This is a genomic window from Shewanella indica (genome assembly GCF_033842865.1).
Lineage (GTDB): Bacteria > Pseudomonadota > Gammaproteobacteria > Enterobacterales > Shewanellaceae > Shewanella > Shewanella indica.
Genome location: NZ_JAWXXR010000001.1, coordinates 1,583,936 through 1,599,869, shown reverse-complemented (window position 1 = coordinate 1,599,869; position 15,934 = coordinate 1,583,936). Strand labels below are relative to the sequence as shown.

The window sequence follows — 15,934 nt, the reverse complement described above, 5'->3', positions numbered from 1 at the left end:
TTCATTGAAGGCGATAGCAACAAACATTCACTTCCATCACACCGTATTCAATTAGCCTGTGCCAATTGCTTCAGATGTTGATACAAGGGCTCGCTGAAGCTTTGCTCGTAGGTGAGTCGTAACTGCTGCCTGCCGGCATCGAAATCAAAGGCACGGTAGATATCCACTTCAATGAGTTGGCCACCTTGGATCAAATATTCACTGGGTAAAACCTTGTCGGCCAACTCAGGATTGTCCAGCAGCTCAGTGATCTGCAACAAAGGCGCACCACTCGGGCTCTGGATTAGCTGCCACTCGTAGCTTTCAGGGGCATCGCCAAAGTTAAGCGTAAAACGCTGTTCGCCATCCAGGGTAATTTCATCCTCTGTTGCTATAGGCCAAAAGAGGGTAATCAAGGCCCTGGAGTCGAGAGCTTCGGCGTTGGCAACCGGCATCTCCCAGGAAACAAACTCTTCATTGCGACACATCACATCGGCTTGCTGCGCTGTCCAGATGCGGTAAACCTGCCCAGGCCATTCGAGCTTGGCTAACTGCAGGACAGCCGGGGTGCCTGCCAACAAGCTTTGCCAGTCTTCATCGCCGGTCTGGTACTTGTCCACCTGCATAGTGATTGGCACCTGAGTACCATCATAGAAGGTGTGCAGTTGATTGCCTTCGATAACCGGCGCGCTTGGGCGATAGCCTTGATCCTTGCGTTCGGCATTTATCCAGCGATCCATTTGGGTATTCCAGCACTCGGAAGCGACTTCATCTCCCAGAGGAATATCCTGGGCCAAAACCTTGCCTTGGTTGACACTACCGATCAAAAATTTTGAGGGGTCACCATATTGCAGGGAGAAAAACTCCTGTGCGCCACTCAGCCCCAAATCCAGCAGATGAGCTTGCTCATCATCCTCCATCAAACCATTGAGCACTATCACCCAGTCATTGTCGTTCATGGTTTTATCATCCTGAGGCTCCAGATAACCCAGGACCACCATGGCGTTGTTTACCTTGCTCCGCACCTCTTGGGGATCTGTTGCCAGGAATGTCGCCGCTGTCTGACCACTGGCAGCAATCAAGTGTCGCAGCTCATTCAGAGTCATAGCCAGGGTCTGTTCGGCCGCCAGAATTGCCTCATGATTACCTTCCCCGAGAAGCTTTTCTATCTGAGCTGCTGTCAAAGCGTGAATATGTTGCAGTAGCCAGAAGGCCTCGGCAAAGGTCGGCGCTGCTGTGACCTCGGCTGGGATCTGGTAGGGGGTCTTGCCTTCAGTGGCGAACAGCAGAGAATATAACTGCCTGAGTTCCTTAAGCAGGGAATCGCGCTTGGCATCACTAATGCCCGCCTGCAACATCTGCTGGAAACGACTGAATTCCAAATGGGTTACCAGGTTGATGGCGCCCGTATGCTGGTTCAGGGCAAAGAGCATCAGGCTGCCGTCATCAGCGGTTCGGGCAGTGACACTCTGCTTATTGTGCTGCTGTTTGACCGGGGGGTTGTCGCTGGTCTGCGCTATCCAGCTGGCCAGCAGATAATAATCGGGAGTAGGCTCATCGCTGCGCCAATCGAGCTGATACTTGCCGTCGCTGTCGGTTGTTGTTGTGGGCTCATCGGCATCACAAGACAAGTTACGATTGAGATCGGCGCAAACATCAGCACCAGCTACAGCCCCCAAATAACTGACCTGTCCCAGAACACTGATATCCTTGGTCACAGGTGGTTGGTTGTCATCTGAGTCGGAATTACCGCAGGCGGAAAGCAGCGTGGCGCTAAGAAGTACTGCGAGATACTTTGGTTTAACCATTTGATCGTCCGTGATTAATTAAATTTGAAGGTGCATTTTCCTTAGCCTTTGGGGTGATCACAACCCCCCGAAAGCACTAAGTCTTTGCGAGTCCATTGAATAGACTAAATCCCTTTTATGACAAGAGCAGGAATTGGCCAATAAAAACGGCTCCATTCAGGAGCCGTTTTTATCATTTACTGCTGTCATCAAGCTTTAGGACCGGCAGCCTTAATGGCATCGGAGACCTGATACTTAGCGAAGTTGCTCTGGAAAGATTCAGCCAACTGTTTGGCATACTTGGCGTATTCTTCCTTGTCAGCCCAAGTGTTGACCGGATTGAGCAGCGCGCTGTCGACGCCGGGAATGGCAACCGGGACATCCAGATTCAACTGCTCGATATGTTCGGTCGGCACTTCTTTGAGTTCACCGCTGACGATGGCATCCACTATGGCGCGGGTGACAGGAATGTCGAAACGTTTGCCGACGCCATAAGGGCCGCCGGTCCAACCTGTGTTCACCAGGTAAACTTGGCTGCCGAAGGCTTGGATACGCTTCATCAACAGCTCGGCATAAACCCCGGCAGGACGAGGGAAGAAGGGAGCACCGAAACAGGTGGAGAAAGTCGACTGAATCGCGGCGGTTGAGCCCACTTCGGTGGAACCTACCTTGGCGGTATACCCCGAGAGGAAGTGATAAGCTGCCTGCTCCTTGCTAAGTTTGGCTACCGGAGGCAAGACGCCGGAAACATCACAGGTGAGGAACACCACGGCGTGAGGCTCGTTACCACGATTATCTTCCTTACGCTGGGCAATATGCTCCAGTGGGTAAGCGGCGCGAGTGTTCTCGGTCAGGCTGGCATCCTTGTAGTCAGGCACTCGCTGAGCATCCAGCACCACGTTTTCCAGCACAGTACCGAAGCGAATCGCATCCCAGATCACCGGCTCATTCTTCTGACTGAGATCGATACACTTGGCATAGCAGCCGCCTTCAATATTGAAGACGCCGCCTTCAGCCCAGCCGTGTTCATCATCACCGATCAGAAAACGCTTGGGATCGGCAGACAATGTAGTCTTGCCTGTACCTGAAAGACCAAAGAAGAGAGTTGTGTCGCCATCTTTGCCGACGTTGGCCGAGCAATGCATAGGCAGTACATCTTTGGCCGGCAGCAGGAAGTTTTGTACCGAGAACATGGATTTTTTCATTTCACCGGCATAGCGCATACCGGCCAGCAGTACCTTACGCTCGGCGAAGTTGATGATCACTGCACCGTCCGAGTTAGTGCCATCGCGCTCGGGTGAGCAGACAAAGCCTGGGGCGTTGATGATCTGCCACTCGGGTTTGTGGCTCTGGTTATAGTGCTCAGGTACGATAAACAGATTACGGGCAAACAATTGGTGCCAGGCGTATTCGGTCGTGACTCTGATAGGCAGGTAGTGTTCGGCATCGGCGCCGACTTCCAGCTCAGAGACAAATACTTGTTTGTCGGCCAGATAGGCTTCGACTTGCTCCCACAGGGCGGCAAACTTCTGAGGTTCAAACGCCTGGTTGACCACGCCCCACTCGATATCAGCCTCGGTACCCGGCTCCTTGACGATAAAACGGTCGGCGGGGGAACGGCCGGTGCGCTCGCCGGTCTGAGCCACCAGAGCACCGTTGGCTGTTAATCTGCCTTCACCGCGCAGAATCGCCTGCTCGACCAGTTGGGCACTGTTGAGGTTGAGTTGAATGCGGTTTGCTTCTGCCGCCATAAGTAAGGTCTCCATCTATTATGAGGTCTGATATGGTCCCGGTCTGCTGTCGGGTTGGCGCGATTGTAACTTAAGCCGCGGCTAAAGTGTGAGCACGTTCTGAAAAATGACAAAAAAAAGAGAGCGATCACTCGCTCTCTTAAAAACAACTGAATATTGCCCCCGTTATTGGGGAGTATTAGGTGTCTGACTGTTGGCAAAGATGGCTTCGATATCGATGGCATCGAAGCGGTAGTGACTGTTGCAATATTCACAGCCCATCTCCACCAGCCCCTTCTCCTGAATGATAGCGTCTATCTCTTCCTTCGCCAGGGTGCGGATCGCTGCAGCGCTGCGCTCACGGGAACAGGTACACTTGAAGCTGACGCTTACTGGGTCGAACAACCGTACCTGCTCCTGATGGTAAAGACGGTGCAGGACTTCAGTAGCCGGCAGGCTGAACAATTCTTCAGCTTTAATAGTAGCGGTCAGCTGAGTCAGGTGTTCAAACTCGGTATTTTCACTCTGCTCACTCGGCAATACCTGCAACAGCATACCGGCGGCATGTTCACCATTGGCAAATAACCAAATACCTGTAGGCAATTGCTCCGACTGGGCAAAGTAGCTCTCAAGACATTCTGCGATGCTGGGCTTATCCAGGGCCACTACCCCTTGATAACGCTCACCTTCGGTCGGAGTCAGGGTGATGACCATATAACCTTGGCCAAAGAGCTGATCCAGTGTTGCATCTGTGGCAATCTCGCCTTGCCAGCGGGCAACGCCCCTTAATTCCTGACGGTTATTGCCGTTGATCACCGCCAGTGACACCGGACCACCCTGCCCCTGAAGCTGTACACTGATATCACCTTCAAATTTCAGTGTTGCCGTCAGCAGCGAAGTCGCCGCCAGCAACTCACCCAGCAGGACCTTAAGGCGCTCCGGGTAATCATGGGTGCTAATTATCTGGCGATAGCTGTCACCAAGCTGGGCCAGTTCACCCCTTACATCAGCGTTATCAAACAGATAGCGATGGAGAGTATCTTGGTTCATTGGGTTTCTCACAGTTAATTCAGGTCTCGCGGAAGCGAATGATTTGCCGCCGCTGTTTCTTATCCGGCTTGGTATCGGGCGCCGGATTATGCAATATGTTGAGCCTTCTGGCTTCAGCATTGCTTTCCCGTTTTTGTATGCTCTGCGGCGTTTCTTCGTACAGGCTCTGGGCGATAGCCGCTCCCTGACGGACACCGGAAACTTTTTTTATGACGATCTCTTTTTCGTCATATCCCTGGCGTAACCTAATGCGCGCACCGACTTCTGCCAGCTTGCTGGATTTGGCTCTTTGACCGTTGTAATGTACTTTACCGCCGTTGATCATCTCTTTGGCCAGGGCGCGGGTCTTGTAAAAGCGCGCCGCCCAGAGCCATTTATCGAGCCGGACCGCCTCGGCGTTGTCATTGCTATTGGCCATGGATACTCCTGTCATAATTGAAAAAGGGGATGAGCTCACAACTCGGGGATAAACCCCTTGTCCAAGCCGCCAATACGGGGTTAAACAGTGGAGCGCTTCACACCCTTTCCAGGCGCGCAAAGGTAGCATAATCGTACAATTTTCGCCAACCAACCCCCTGTTATGGTCTTGTTGCAAACAAGAGTGTGAGTTAGCATGGCGAAGGTTTCATTCACTATTATAATCAGAACAGAGACCTGATTAGAGGGTCCGGAAAATATGGATTTATTGGATAAGATTATCGCCAAGACGGGCAGCATACCGCAAAAACCCGCCAGCACCGCCGTGTTTTGGCTATTGTTGCTATTGGTTCTGTATTTGACGGCACAGATTAGTTGGAAACTGATCCCAACAGGAAAACCGACTGCCAACTGGACACCAACCCCGGTGTCTGGTCCCCAATCACAGAATGTCGATATCAGCGGTATCAATGGTTTGGCGCTGTTCGGCAAAAAAGACGCCAGCAGCACCAAGCCTAAAGAAGTCTCAACTGAAATGATCACAGATGCGCCCAAAACGTCACTGTCGATTCTGTTGACCGGGGTGGTGGCGTCCAGCGCCGAGCAGAAAGGCCTGGCGATTATCGAGTCTCAAGGCAGCCAGGAAACCTACAGTCTGGGCGATAAGATCAAGGGCACCTCAGCATCGCTGAAAGAGGTGTATGCCGACCGTATCATTATTACCAATGCCGGTCGTTACGAAACCCTGATGCTCGACGGCCTGCAATATACTACTCAGTCACAAGCCAATGCTCAGCTGCAACAGGCCCGCAGCGGTGGTGACGTGACCAAGGTTGACCGCCGTGATGCCGACATTGGCCGCGAGTTGGTGGCTTCCCGCGATGAGTTGCTGGCCGATCCCAGCAAGATTACCGATTACCTGGCAATTTCACCGGTTCAAAAGGATGGCGAAGTGCAAGGGTACAGACTCAATCCGGGCAAAGATGCCGGATTATTCAAGGATGCCGGGTTCCAGCCCAATGACCTGGCAAAATCCATCAATGGTTATGATTTAACTGATATGAGTCAGGCGCTGGAGGTGATGGGCCAGTTGCCGGAGCTGACCGAAGTCTCTGTGATGGTAGAGCGCGAAGGTCAGTTGGTTGAAATCATGTTCAGTTTGCCGCAATAAAGCAGGTTTAGAGGAAAGCACAATAATGAACAATAAACGGATTCGAACCAAGCTTATCGCTGGTCTGGTAGCTACCGCGGCCTTGCTGACCCAGCCAAGCGCTTGGTCTGAGCAATATGCGGCAAACTTTAAAGGCACAGATATTCAGGAGTTTATCAACATAGTTGGTAAAAACCTCAACAAGACCATCATTGTCGATCCTACTATTCGCGGCAAAATCAACGTCCGCAGCTATGACATGCTCAACGACGAGCAATATTACCAATTTTTCCTCAACGTACTGCAGGTCTACGGCTATGCTGTGGTCGAGCTGGAAAACAATGTCATCAAGGTGATTAAAGACAAAGACGCCAAGACCTCTTCGATTCGGGTTGCCGATGACAATACCCCGGGTCTTGGCGACGAGATGGTGACCCGCATTGTGGCGCTGTACAACACAGAAGCCAAGCAACTGGCGCCTTTGCTGCGTCAGCTCAATGACAATGCCGGTGGCGGCAACGTGGTCAACTATGATCCTTCCAATGTGTTGATGATCACCGGCCGTGCCAATGTGGTCAACAAGCTAGTGGAAATCGTGCGCCGGGTAGACAAGCAGGGTGACACTGAAGTGCAGGTAGTGCCCTTGGAATACGCTTCTGCCGGTGAGATGGTGCGGATCATAGATACCCTCTATCGCGCCAGCGCCAACCAGGCACAGCTACCGGGACAGGCGCCCAAGGTGGTGGCCGATGAGCGGATCAACGCCGTGGTGGTCAGTGGTGATGAACGCAGTCGTCAGCGGGTAGTAGAGCTTATTCATCGCCTCGATGCCGAACAGGCCAGCACAGGCAATACCAAGGTGCGTTATCTGCGTTATGCCAAGGCCGAAGACCTGGTGGAAGTGCTGACAGGGTTTGCCCAAAAACTGGAAGCGAAAGATGGTGCAGCACCAGCCCCCGGCAGCGCCGGCGGTAAACGCCGCAATGAAATCAATATCATGGCCCATGAAGACACCAATGCCCTGGTGATCAGCGCTGAGCCAGATCAGATGCGTACCCTGGAGAGCGTGATCAACCAATTGGATATCCGCCGCGCCCAGGTACTGGTGGAGGCCATCATAGTCGAGGTCGCCGAAGGGGATGATGTGGGCTTCGGTATCCAATGGGCCACAGAGGCCGGTGGTGGTACTCAGTTCAACAACCTGGGACCCACCATAGGTGAAATTGGTGCGGGTATCTGGAATGCGCAGGACAAGAAAGCCTCCCAGACCTGTACCGGTTCGGGTGACAACCTGACCTGTACCGATAACCCTGACACCAAGGGCGATATCACCCTGTTGGCCCAGGCGCTCGGTAAGGTAAACGGCATGGCCTGGGGTGTGACCATGGGCGACTTTGGCGCTCTGATACAGGCGGTGTCTAGCGATACCAACTCCAACGTATTGGCGACCCCTTCTATTACCACCCTGGACAACCAGGAAGCCTCCTTCATCGTCGGTGACGAAGTGCCCATCCTTACTGGCGCGCAGAACTCCAGCAATGGCAACAGCAACCCATTCCAAACCGTTGAACGCAAAGAAGTCGGGGTTAAGCTCAAGGTAGTGCCGCAGATCAACGAAGGCAATGCCGTCAAGCTCACCATTGAGCAGGAAGTCTCCGGCATCAACGGCAAGACCAATGTGGACGTGACCTTTGCCACCCGCCGCCTGACGACTACCGTAATGGCCGACTCGGGCCAAATCGTGGTGCTGGGGGGGCTAATTAATGAAGAGGTACAGGAAAGCGTCCAGAAAGTACCTTTCCTGGGCGATATCCCGATTCTGGGGCATCTGTTCAAGTCATCCAGCAGCGGCAAGAAGAAAAAGAACCTGATGGTATTTATCAAGCCGACCATCATCCGTGATGGTGTCACCATGGAAGGCATTGCCGGCCGTAAATACAACTACTTCCGAGCCCTGCAGCTGGAACAGCAGGAACGTGGTATCAACCTGATGCCAAGGACTGATGTGCCCATGCTGGAAGAGTGGAGCCAGGAAGAATACCTGCCACCCGAAGTCAATGAGATCCTCGATCGTTACAAGCAGGGTAAGGGACTGGATACCAAGATGCGTAAAACAGACTCCACCCTGAAGACGCTGGATGAAAACAAGCAGGACGAAGCCGATGACTGAAGTCCAGCCGCCAACAGACGATCTGGCCCAGGTTTCCAGTGAACTGGCGCTGACCGCCGAGGCTGAAAGTGACGAGCTGTTTCACTCAAGCAGCCGTGAGCGGCTGCCGTTTGCCTTTGCTCACAGATACAACCTGGTGCTCAGTAAAGGCCAAGATGAACGGCTGACCCTCTATTACACCCAGGCAACGCCTTTGTCTGTGTTGTTTGAGGTGCGTCGCTATGCCGGCCAGGAACTGCCGCTGCACAAACTGGAAGCCCATGAGTTTGAGCGCTACCTGACTCAGGCCTATCAGAGTAACTCTTCCGAGGCGCAGCAATTGATGGAAGACATAGGCAATGAGATGGATCTCTTTACCCTGGCAGAAGAGATGCCGCAGACCGAAGATCTGCTGGAAGGAGAAGATGATGCGCCCATCATCAAGCTGATCAACGCGCTATTGTCCGAAGCCATCAAAGAGGAAGCTTCGGATATTCACATCGAAACCTACGAGAAGCAGCTGGTGGTGCGTTTCCGGGTCGATGGTGTGCTCAAGGAAGTACTCAAGCCGAACCGTAAGCTTTCATCACTCCTGGTATCGCGGATCAAGGTTATGGCCCGTTTGGATATCGCCGAAAAGCGGGTACCGCAGGATGGCCGGATCTCACTGCGTATCGGTGGCCGCGCCGTGGATGTGCGGGTATCGACCATGCCATCGAGCCACGGCGAGCGGGTCGTACTGCGTCTGCTGGACAAGAACGCCGGCAATCTGGACTTGGCACAACTGGGAATGAAAGACAGCATTCGCCACCAGTTCGATGAACTGATCCGTAAACCTCACGGCATTATTCTGGTGACCGGCCCTACGGGGTCGGGTAAGAGTACTACCCTCTATGCCGGTCTGACCGAAATCAATCACAACGACATCAACATACTCACAGTTGAAGACCCGATTGAATACGAGCTGGAAGGCATAGGCCAAACCCAGGTCAACACCAAGGTGGATATGACCTTCGCCCGCGGATTGCGAGCCATTTTGCGTCAGGATCCTGATGTGGTGATGATAGGGGAAATCCGTGACCTGGAAACGGCGCAGATTGCGGTGCAGGCCTCACTCACCGGCCACCTGGTGATCTCTACCTTGCACACCAACACGGCTTCCGGTGCCATTACCCGCTTGCAGGACATGGGCGTTGAGCCTTTCCTGGTGTCTTCCAGTCTGCTGGGGGTGCTGGCCCAGCGCCTGGTGCGGACTCTATGCAACGAGTGTAAGGAAGCCCATACCCCGGATGCCCGCGAACGTGAGCTCCTGGGCATAGGCGATGAAGATGCGGTGATCTATCGCGCCAAGGGCTGCAAGAGCTGTGGCCATAACGGCTATCGTGGCCGTACCGGGATCCATGAACTGCTGCTGGTGGACGACAACGTCCGCGAACTCATCCACGGTGGCCGTGGCGAACTGGCGATTGAAAAATATATTCGTCAGCACAACCCCAGCATTCGCCATGATGGCATGGTCAAGGTGCTGGCGGGGATCACTACCCTGGAAGAAGTGCTGCGCGTGACCCGCGAGGAGTAATTCATGGCGGCATTCGAGTATAAGGCGCTCAATCAAGCCGGAAAGCAGGTCAAAGGGGTTATCGAAGCCGATACCGCCAGACTGGCCCGCAGTCAGCTGCGTGAACAGAAGCTGATGCCGCTGGATATCGCCCCGGTCACCGAAAAAGAAGCCAAGGCCAGCAGTGGCAGTTGGTTGGCGCGGCGCAAGAAGATCTCTGTGGCTGAACTGGCGCTGATCACCCGCCAGATAGCAACTCTGGTCGCTGCCGGTTTGCCGGTGGAAGAAGCCCTCAAGGCCGTAGGCCAACAGTGCGAAAAAGACCGTCTCGCCTCCATGGTGATGGCGGTACGCTCGCGAGTGGTGGAAGGCTACTCGCTGGCCGACTCCATGGCCGAGTTTCCCCATGTGTTTGATGATCTCTACCGCGCCATGGTGGCCTCGGGTGAAAAGTCCGGCCATTTGGAAGTGGTGCTCAATCGCCTGGCGGACTACACGGAGCGGCGCCAACAGCTCAAGACTAAGCTGACCCAGGCGATGATCTACCCCATAGTGCTGACCACAGTGGCTATCGGCGTTATCGCCGTGCTGCTGGCGGCCGTAGTGCCCAAAGTGGTTGGTCAATTTGAACATATGGGCCAGGAGTTACCCGGTACCACTCAGTTTTTGATTGCCGCCTCTGACTTTGTTCAGCATTACGGGCTATTCGTCCTCGGCGCCATAGTATTGCTGGCGCTGCTGTTTCAGAAGATGCTCACCAAACCCGCCTTCAAACTCAAGTATCACAAGCTGTTGCTACGTTTGCCTGTGGTGGGCAAAGTCAGTAAGGGGCTGAATACGTCACGCTTTGCCCGAACCTTGAGTATCCTCAGTGCCAGTTCAGTGCCGCTGCTTGATGGCATGCGGATTGCCAGTGAGGTCTTGCTGAATGTGCGGGTACGTCAGGCAGTGGAAGAGGCCACGGCCAGAGTGCGTGAGGGAACCAGTCTGGGAGCGGCACTGACTAATACCAAGCTGTTCCCGCCGATGATGTTGTATATGATAGCCTCGGGTGAGAAGAGTGGTGAACTGGAGCAGATGCTGGAGCGCGCCGCAGATAACCAGGACAGGGAGTTCGAGTCCAACGTCAATATCGCCTTGGGGGTGTTCGAACCTCTGTTGGTGGTGAGTATGGCCGGGATAGTGTTGTTTATTGTTCTGGCAATTTTGCAACCGATATTGGCGCTCAACAATATGATTAGTGGCTGAGTCTTATTTCACCGCAGCCATGTGAGATTTTTTAGGAGGAAGTAAGTTAATGCAAAGCAACAACAGACAGAAAGGTTTTACCCTGTTGGAAGTGATGGTGGTGATAGTGATCCTGGGGATCTTGGCCTCCATGGTGGTACCCAATCTGATGGGTAACAAGGACAAGGCAGACCAACAAAAGGCGGTGTCTGACATAGTCGCATTGGAAAACCAGCTGGACATGTACAAGCTGGACAACAGCGTGTACCCCACAACCGAACAGGGACTGGAAGCTCTGGTCCAGAAGCCGACCATTTCTCCTGAGCCACGTAACTACCGCGACGGAGGCTACGTTAAGCGTCTGCCTATGGATCCCTGGGGTAATCCTTATCTACTGATGAGCCCGGGCGAACACGGCAAGATAGACGTCTTCAGCTCAGGCCCTGATAGCCAGCCCGGCACAGAAGACGATATAGGCAACTGGAATCTGCAAGATTTCCAATAAGATGCAAAACAAGCACTCACGGGGTTTTACCCTGCTGGAAGTGATGTTGGTAGTGCTGCTGATGGGGCTGGCAGCTACGGCTGTGACCATGACAATGGGGGACAGCGGTCCCAAGCAACAGTTAACCCGTGAGGCGCAGAGATTTATGGCGGCCACCGAGACTGTACTGGATGAAACCGTACTCAGTGGCCAGTTTATCGGCATAGTGGTGGACAAGGACAAGTACCACTTCGTGCTGTTTAAAGAGAACAAATGGCAACCGCTGGAGCAGGACAGGCTACTGGCCGAAAAGCAGTTGCCGGAAGGCATCAAACTGTCGGTAGAGCTCGAAGGCCTGCCTTTGGTGCAGGAAGATGAAGAGCAGGACTCCTGGTTCGACGAGCCCTTTATCGAAGAATCGGACGCGGACAAAAAGAAGTTTCCCGAGCCGCAGATCATGCTGTTGCCAAGTGGCGAAATGACAGCTTTCGAGCTGAGCTTTATTACCAGCGACAGCATGGGCGAAACCGTTGAGGTGTTGGTAAGTGGTGATAGCCTGGGTCGCCTCAAGCTGGGGAGGTTCGATGATTTCGAATAAACTTGCCCGGCAAAAGGGGATGACGCTGCTGGAAGTGATAGTCGCTCTGGCAGTGTTTGCCATTGCGGCGGTGGCCATTACCAAGAGCATAGGCGATCAGATTGCCAATATGCCGATTCTGGAACAGCGCACCCTGGCACAGTGGGTGGCCGATAACCAGATGGTGGATGCCAGGTTGGAAAAAGGCTTTCCTGCTCTTGGACGCAAAGATGGTCGTAGCGAACTGGCCGGCCAAACCTGGTATTGGCGCAAAGAGGTGGTCAAGACCACAGATGATAATTTTCGGATGATCCGTATCAGTGTCAGCGATGATGACAAATTCGAGCGGATCATCGCTCAGGTGAACTCTTATGTACTCAAGCAGGAATAGCGGCTTTACCCTGCTGGAGATGCTGATCGCCATAGCGATCTTCGCCATGTTGGGCCTGGCAGCCAATGCTGTATTACAAACTGTGCTGAAGAACGATGAGGTGACCCGCGATTTTTCACAGCAACTCAAATACCTGCAGCAGGGCTTTGGGGTGTTGGAGCGGGATCTGGGCCAGATGGTGGCCCGTACTCCCAGGCTACTGGAAGGCGGCCGTGGCAGCACAGTGTTTCAAACCGGGACTGATATTCTGGACTCTGAATCCGAGGCGCTGGTGTTTTTTCGTCTCGGGTGGCTCAACCCGGGAGGTTTACTGCCAAGAGGCAGCCTGCAGTCTGTGGCCTATGTAGTACAGGAAGGCCGACTTGAGCGTTGGTACTATCCTTATCCAGAGCCGGAATTCGGCGCCGAGCCGATTAAAACCGTATTGATGGACAAGGTGCTATCGGTAAAGTACGCCTTTTTTGTCGAGGACAAGTGGCAACGTAAAGCCGATGCCAGCAAGTTACCCAAGGCGATCGCCATAGAGATAGAAACAGAGGACAGAGGCGTTATCAGCCGCAAATTCCTGTTGCCGATTGGAGCCCCGGCAGCCGACAAACAGAATGATAATAGTGGCGACACTAACAAAGGGGATAACAACAGCGGCACTAATACAGATGGTGGTCAGCAGGAGTCGGACGGCCAAGAGGGTAACGACTCAGGCCAAGGTAAAGAGGAACTCTGATGAAAGGCAAACAAAGAGGGGTTGCTCTGATAGTGGTGCTGTTGATAGTAGCGATTGTGGCCGTGCTGGCGACCAGTATTACCGGGCGCAATCAGTTATCAGTGCGCAGAACCTTAAATCTGGCGCAGTATGACCAAGCTTACTGGTATGCCATTTCGGCCGAAGAGTTAGCGCGTAAGGTATTGAAACAGGATCTGGATGACTCTGAAGGTCGGGTGCATCTGCAACAGTACTGGGCACTGGCAGATGTCATTCTCCCGGCAGAAAATGGCGAAATCGGCGGCACCATTTCCGATCTTCGCAGCTGTTTTAACCTCAATGCCTTGAGTGTCAGCAGCAAAGAGACGACAGATGGGCAACCGCAGAAGATGCCGCTGGCCGCCAGACAGTTCAAAGGATTACTGGAATCCTTGGGGATGGATGAATTCGGTGCCGAACGTCTGACCCATACGTTGAAAGATTATCTGGATGAGGATTCTATAGCCTCACCCTTTGGCGCCGAAGATGCCGAGTATGAAGCGCGGGTTGTCCCTTACCGGGCGGCCAACACGCTAATGAGTCACAGCAGTGAACTCAGGGCTGTGTTTGGCTTTAACCAAGAGACTTATCGCATTTTAAAGCCCTATGTTTGCGCCATACCGGGAAATGACCGACAGTTGTTGAACGTCAACACCATCAAGGTTGAGCAGGCTGCACTGCTGGCTGGCATGCTGGAAAACCAGATCTCGGTAGGCGAAGCAGAAAGCATTATTAACCAGCGCCCAGCGGGGGGCTTCGACAAAATAGAAGATTTCTGGGCGCTGGGTTCTTTGACCTCGATTGCCAGTAAGAATGATCAGCTCAAGTCCAGTTTTGTGGTCAACAGTAAGTTTTTTAAGCTGGAGGCCAAGGCCAGGGTAGATGATGCCCTGTTCCGATTGGAAAGTATGCTGCATATAGTGGGTGGGAATCAGCTCGAAGTGTTGACCCGGCAATATGGCGGACAAGAATAACAGGACAAGCCCCTAAGCCTCCAAGGCCAGGGATTGTGGAGAATAATAGTGAGTGAACGCTTATTTATCCGTTTAGGCAAAAACCTGGGCTCGCCCTGCGCCTGGGTCGTATGGTCTGAGCAGGAACAGGAGATTATTGCCTCGGGAGAGCTGGTTGATGCGCGGTCGCTGGCGACCCTGACGCAACGAGCCGGTAATCGGCCGGTCGATGTGTTGGTGCCGGCCAGTGCCATTCAGCTCACTTCGGTCGAACTACCGGAGAAGGGCCAACGCCAGGCTCTCAAGGCGTTGCCTTTCCTGCTTGAAGATACCCTGGCCCAGAATGTTGATGAGCTGCACTTTGTCGTTGGCCCCCGCAGCGGCGAGAGCCTGAGTGTGGCCGTGGTTGCCCATGAGCAGATGCAAAACTGGCTCTCCTGGCTGAACGAGGCCGGGCTCAAAGTGCGTAAAATGGTACCGGATTGTCTGGCACTGGAGCGGGAAGACTGTGATTGGGCCCTGATGGCCTATGAAGATCAACTCTTACTGCGTACAGCCGAGGGCATGGGTATGAGCATGCCCAAGGACTGGCTGCAACCCTTACTGCCCGGGTTGCTCGAAGAGCAGCAAACAGCACCGAGCCTGGCCTGCTATACCGAATTTCAATGGCCGGATCTGGAGTGTCGGCAGATGCCGCTGGAAATGCCCATGCTGGTGTTGGCCAAAGGGCTGCTCAAGTCACCTATCAATCTGCTATCCGGCCCCTATGTTCCCAAGCGTGAATACAGCAAGCACCTACTGCTTTGGAAACGGGTGGCAATCGTCGCCACCATAGCCCTGCTGCTTGGCTTGGTTAACAAGGGGCTCAACATACATCAGATGCAGACCGAGGCCGATGACTTGAAGGCCCAGAGCGAAAGCATTTATCGCCAGGTGGTTCCCGGCAGTTCACGGATAGTCAATCTGCGCTCACAGCTGGAATCTCAACTCAGAGCCCTGCAGGGTAGCGGCTCGGGTGGCGAGTTTTTTACCATGCTGGATAGACTGGAAGGTGCATTCAAACAAGTGCCGGATCTCAAACCCAACAGCCTAAGATTTGATGCCGGGCGCAATGAAATCCGTATGCAGGTGACGGCCAAGAGCTACGCCCAGATAGAACAGTTCAAAGAGCTGGCCGGGCGTCAATTCCATCTCGAGGGAGGGGCAATGAACAGTACTGAAAATGCGGTTACCAGTACTCTGACCCTAAGGAGCAAATAAATGGAAAATTTGCGTAACTGGTGGGAATCTCTGGCACAGCGGGAGCAGCAATTGGTCGCGGCCATGGCAGTAATAGTCGCTGTCGGGGTCCTTTATTGGGGGATCTGGACACCGATAAGCAATGCCGAACAGAAGGCACAGAATAACCTCAATGCTCAGACCCAGATGCTCAGTTTTGTGAAACAGACGGCCAATAAGATTGCCGGGATCAAACAGAGCGGCAACAGACCGGCTCTCAAGGGTAGTCTCAGCACTGTGGTGACCCAGAGTGCCGCCAGCTATGACTTAGAGATCACCCGCATGGCACCACAGGGGAAACAGATCCAGATCTGGATGGATGAAGTGCCCTTTGATAGCCTGATCTCCTATCTTGGGGATCTGGTACAGAAACAGGGATTGTCTCTGGACAGCCTGGATCTGGCCGAAGGTGATAGCCCTGGCATGGTGAAAGTCAGACGAATCCAGTTATCTCAGTCGTAA

General features: G+C 53.5%; 15 protein-coding genes. 11 read left to right on the top strand and 4 right to left on the bottom strand.

Annotated elements, in window-relative coordinates; all coding sequences use genetic code 11:
• Positions 1 to 47 precede the first annotated feature (47 nt).
• From SIL79_RS07440 to hslR, 4 genes are all read right to left on the bottom strand, one after another.
• Positions 48 to 1,787, bottom strand: a complete 1,740-nt coding sequence (locus SIL79_RS07440; RefSeq protein WP_319619099.1) for a hypothetical protein — start codon at positions 1,785 to 1,787, stop codon at positions 48 to 50.
• 188 nt (positions 1,788 to 1,975) lie between these two features.
• Positions 1,976 to 3,517, bottom strand: coding sequence for a phosphoenolpyruvate carboxykinase (locus SIL79_RS07435; protein WP_039035162.1), 1,542 nt, complete (start codon positions 3,515 to 3,517; stop codon positions 1,976 to 1,978).
• Positions 3,518 to 3,682: 165 nt separating this feature from the next.
• Entirely contained in the window at positions 3,683 to 4,546 is an 864-nt protein-coding gene (hslO, locus tag SIL79_RS07430) for an Hsp33 family molecular chaperone HslO (protein ID WP_039035163.1), read from the bottom strand.
• A 19-nt stretch (positions 4,547 to 4,565) separates the two neighbouring features.
• Positions 4,566 to 4,964, bottom strand: coding sequence for a ribosome-associated heat shock protein Hsp15 (hslR, locus tag SIL79_RS07425; RefSeq protein ID WP_039035164.1), 399 nt, complete (start codon positions 4,962 to 4,964; stop codon positions 4,566 to 4,568).
• Between the two features lie 258 nt (positions 4,965 to 5,222).
• On the opposite strand from hslR, the gene gspC reads away from it, so the two are divergent.
• Genes gspC through SIL79_RS07370 form a run of 11 tightly spaced genes read left to right on the top strand, consistent with a single transcriptional unit; the run spans position 5,223 to position 15,934 of the window.
• Complete coding sequence (gene gspC / locus SIL79_RS07420; protein WP_039035165.1) at positions 5,223 to 6,134, top strand: type II secretion system protein GspC; 912 nt, start codon at positions 5,223 to 5,225, stop codon at positions 6,132 to 6,134.
• Positions 6,135 to 6,159: 25 nt separating this feature from the next.
• Positions 6,160 to 8,283 carry a type II secretion system secretin GspD gene (gene gspD / locus SIL79_RS07415; RefSeq protein WP_162207108.1) on the top strand — a complete coding sequence of 708 codons (2,124 nt, stop codon included), beginning with the start codon at positions 6,160 to 6,162 and terminating at the stop codon, positions 8,281 to 8,283.
• Complete coding sequence (gspE, locus tag SIL79_RS07410) at positions 8,276 to 9,841, top strand: type II secretion system ATPase GspE (protein ID WP_039035167.1); 1,566 nt, start codon at positions 8,276 to 8,278, stop codon at positions 9,839 to 9,841. Before gspD ends, gspE begins: the two co-directional genes overlap by 8 nt.
• Before the next feature lie 3 nt (positions 9,842 to 9,844).
• Complete coding sequence (gene gspF, locus SIL79_RS07405) at positions 9,845 to 11,068, top strand: type II secretion system inner membrane protein GspF (protein ID WP_039035168.1); 1,224 nt, start codon at positions 9,845 to 9,847, stop codon at positions 11,066 to 11,068.
• 49 nt (positions 11,069 to 11,117) lie between these two features.
• Positions 11,118 to 11,552, top strand: coding sequence for a type II secretion system major pseudopilin GspG (gene gspG / locus SIL79_RS07400; protein ID WP_039035169.1), 435 nt, complete (start codon positions 11,118 to 11,120; stop codon positions 11,550 to 11,552).
• 1 nt (position 11,553) lies between these two features.
• Positions 11,554 to 12,129 (top strand): type II secretion system minor pseudopilin GspH, encoded by a 576-nt coding sequence (gene gspH, locus SIL79_RS07395; RefSeq protein ID WP_101095905.1) that lies wholly within the window; start codon positions 11,554 to 11,556, stop codon positions 12,127 to 12,129.
• On the top strand, positions 12,116 to 12,499 hold the full coding sequence (gene gspI / locus SIL79_RS07390; RefSeq protein WP_039035171.1) for a type II secretion system minor pseudopilin GspI: 384 nt from the start codon (positions 12,116 to 12,118) through the stop codon (positions 12,497 to 12,499). Before gspH ends, gspI begins: the two co-directional genes overlap by 14 nt.
• On the top strand, positions 12,480 to 13,223 hold the full coding sequence (gene gspJ / locus SIL79_RS07385) for a type II secretion system minor pseudopilin GspJ (RefSeq protein ID WP_039035172.1): 744 nt from the start codon (positions 12,480 to 12,482) through the stop codon (positions 13,221 to 13,223). Before gspI ends, gspJ begins: the two co-directional genes overlap by 20 nt.
• Entirely contained in the window at positions 13,223 to 14,215 is a 993-nt protein-coding gene (gspK, locus tag SIL79_RS07380; RefSeq protein ID WP_039035173.1) for a type II secretion system minor pseudopilin GspK, read from the top strand. Before gspJ ends, gspK begins: the two co-directional genes overlap by 1 nt.
• Positions 14,216 to 14,263: 48 nt before the next feature.
• The gene (gene gspL / locus SIL79_RS07375; RefSeq protein ID WP_071477114.1) at positions 14,264 to 15,454 is read left to right on the top strand and encodes a type II secretion system protein GspL; all 1,191 of its coding nucleotides are present in this window, start codon (positions 14,264 to 14,266) and stop codon (positions 15,452 to 15,454) included.
• Complete coding sequence (locus SIL79_RS07370; RefSeq protein WP_039035175.1) at positions 15,455 to 15,934, top strand: type II secretion system protein M; 480 nt, start codon at positions 15,455 to 15,457, stop codon at positions 15,932 to 15,934.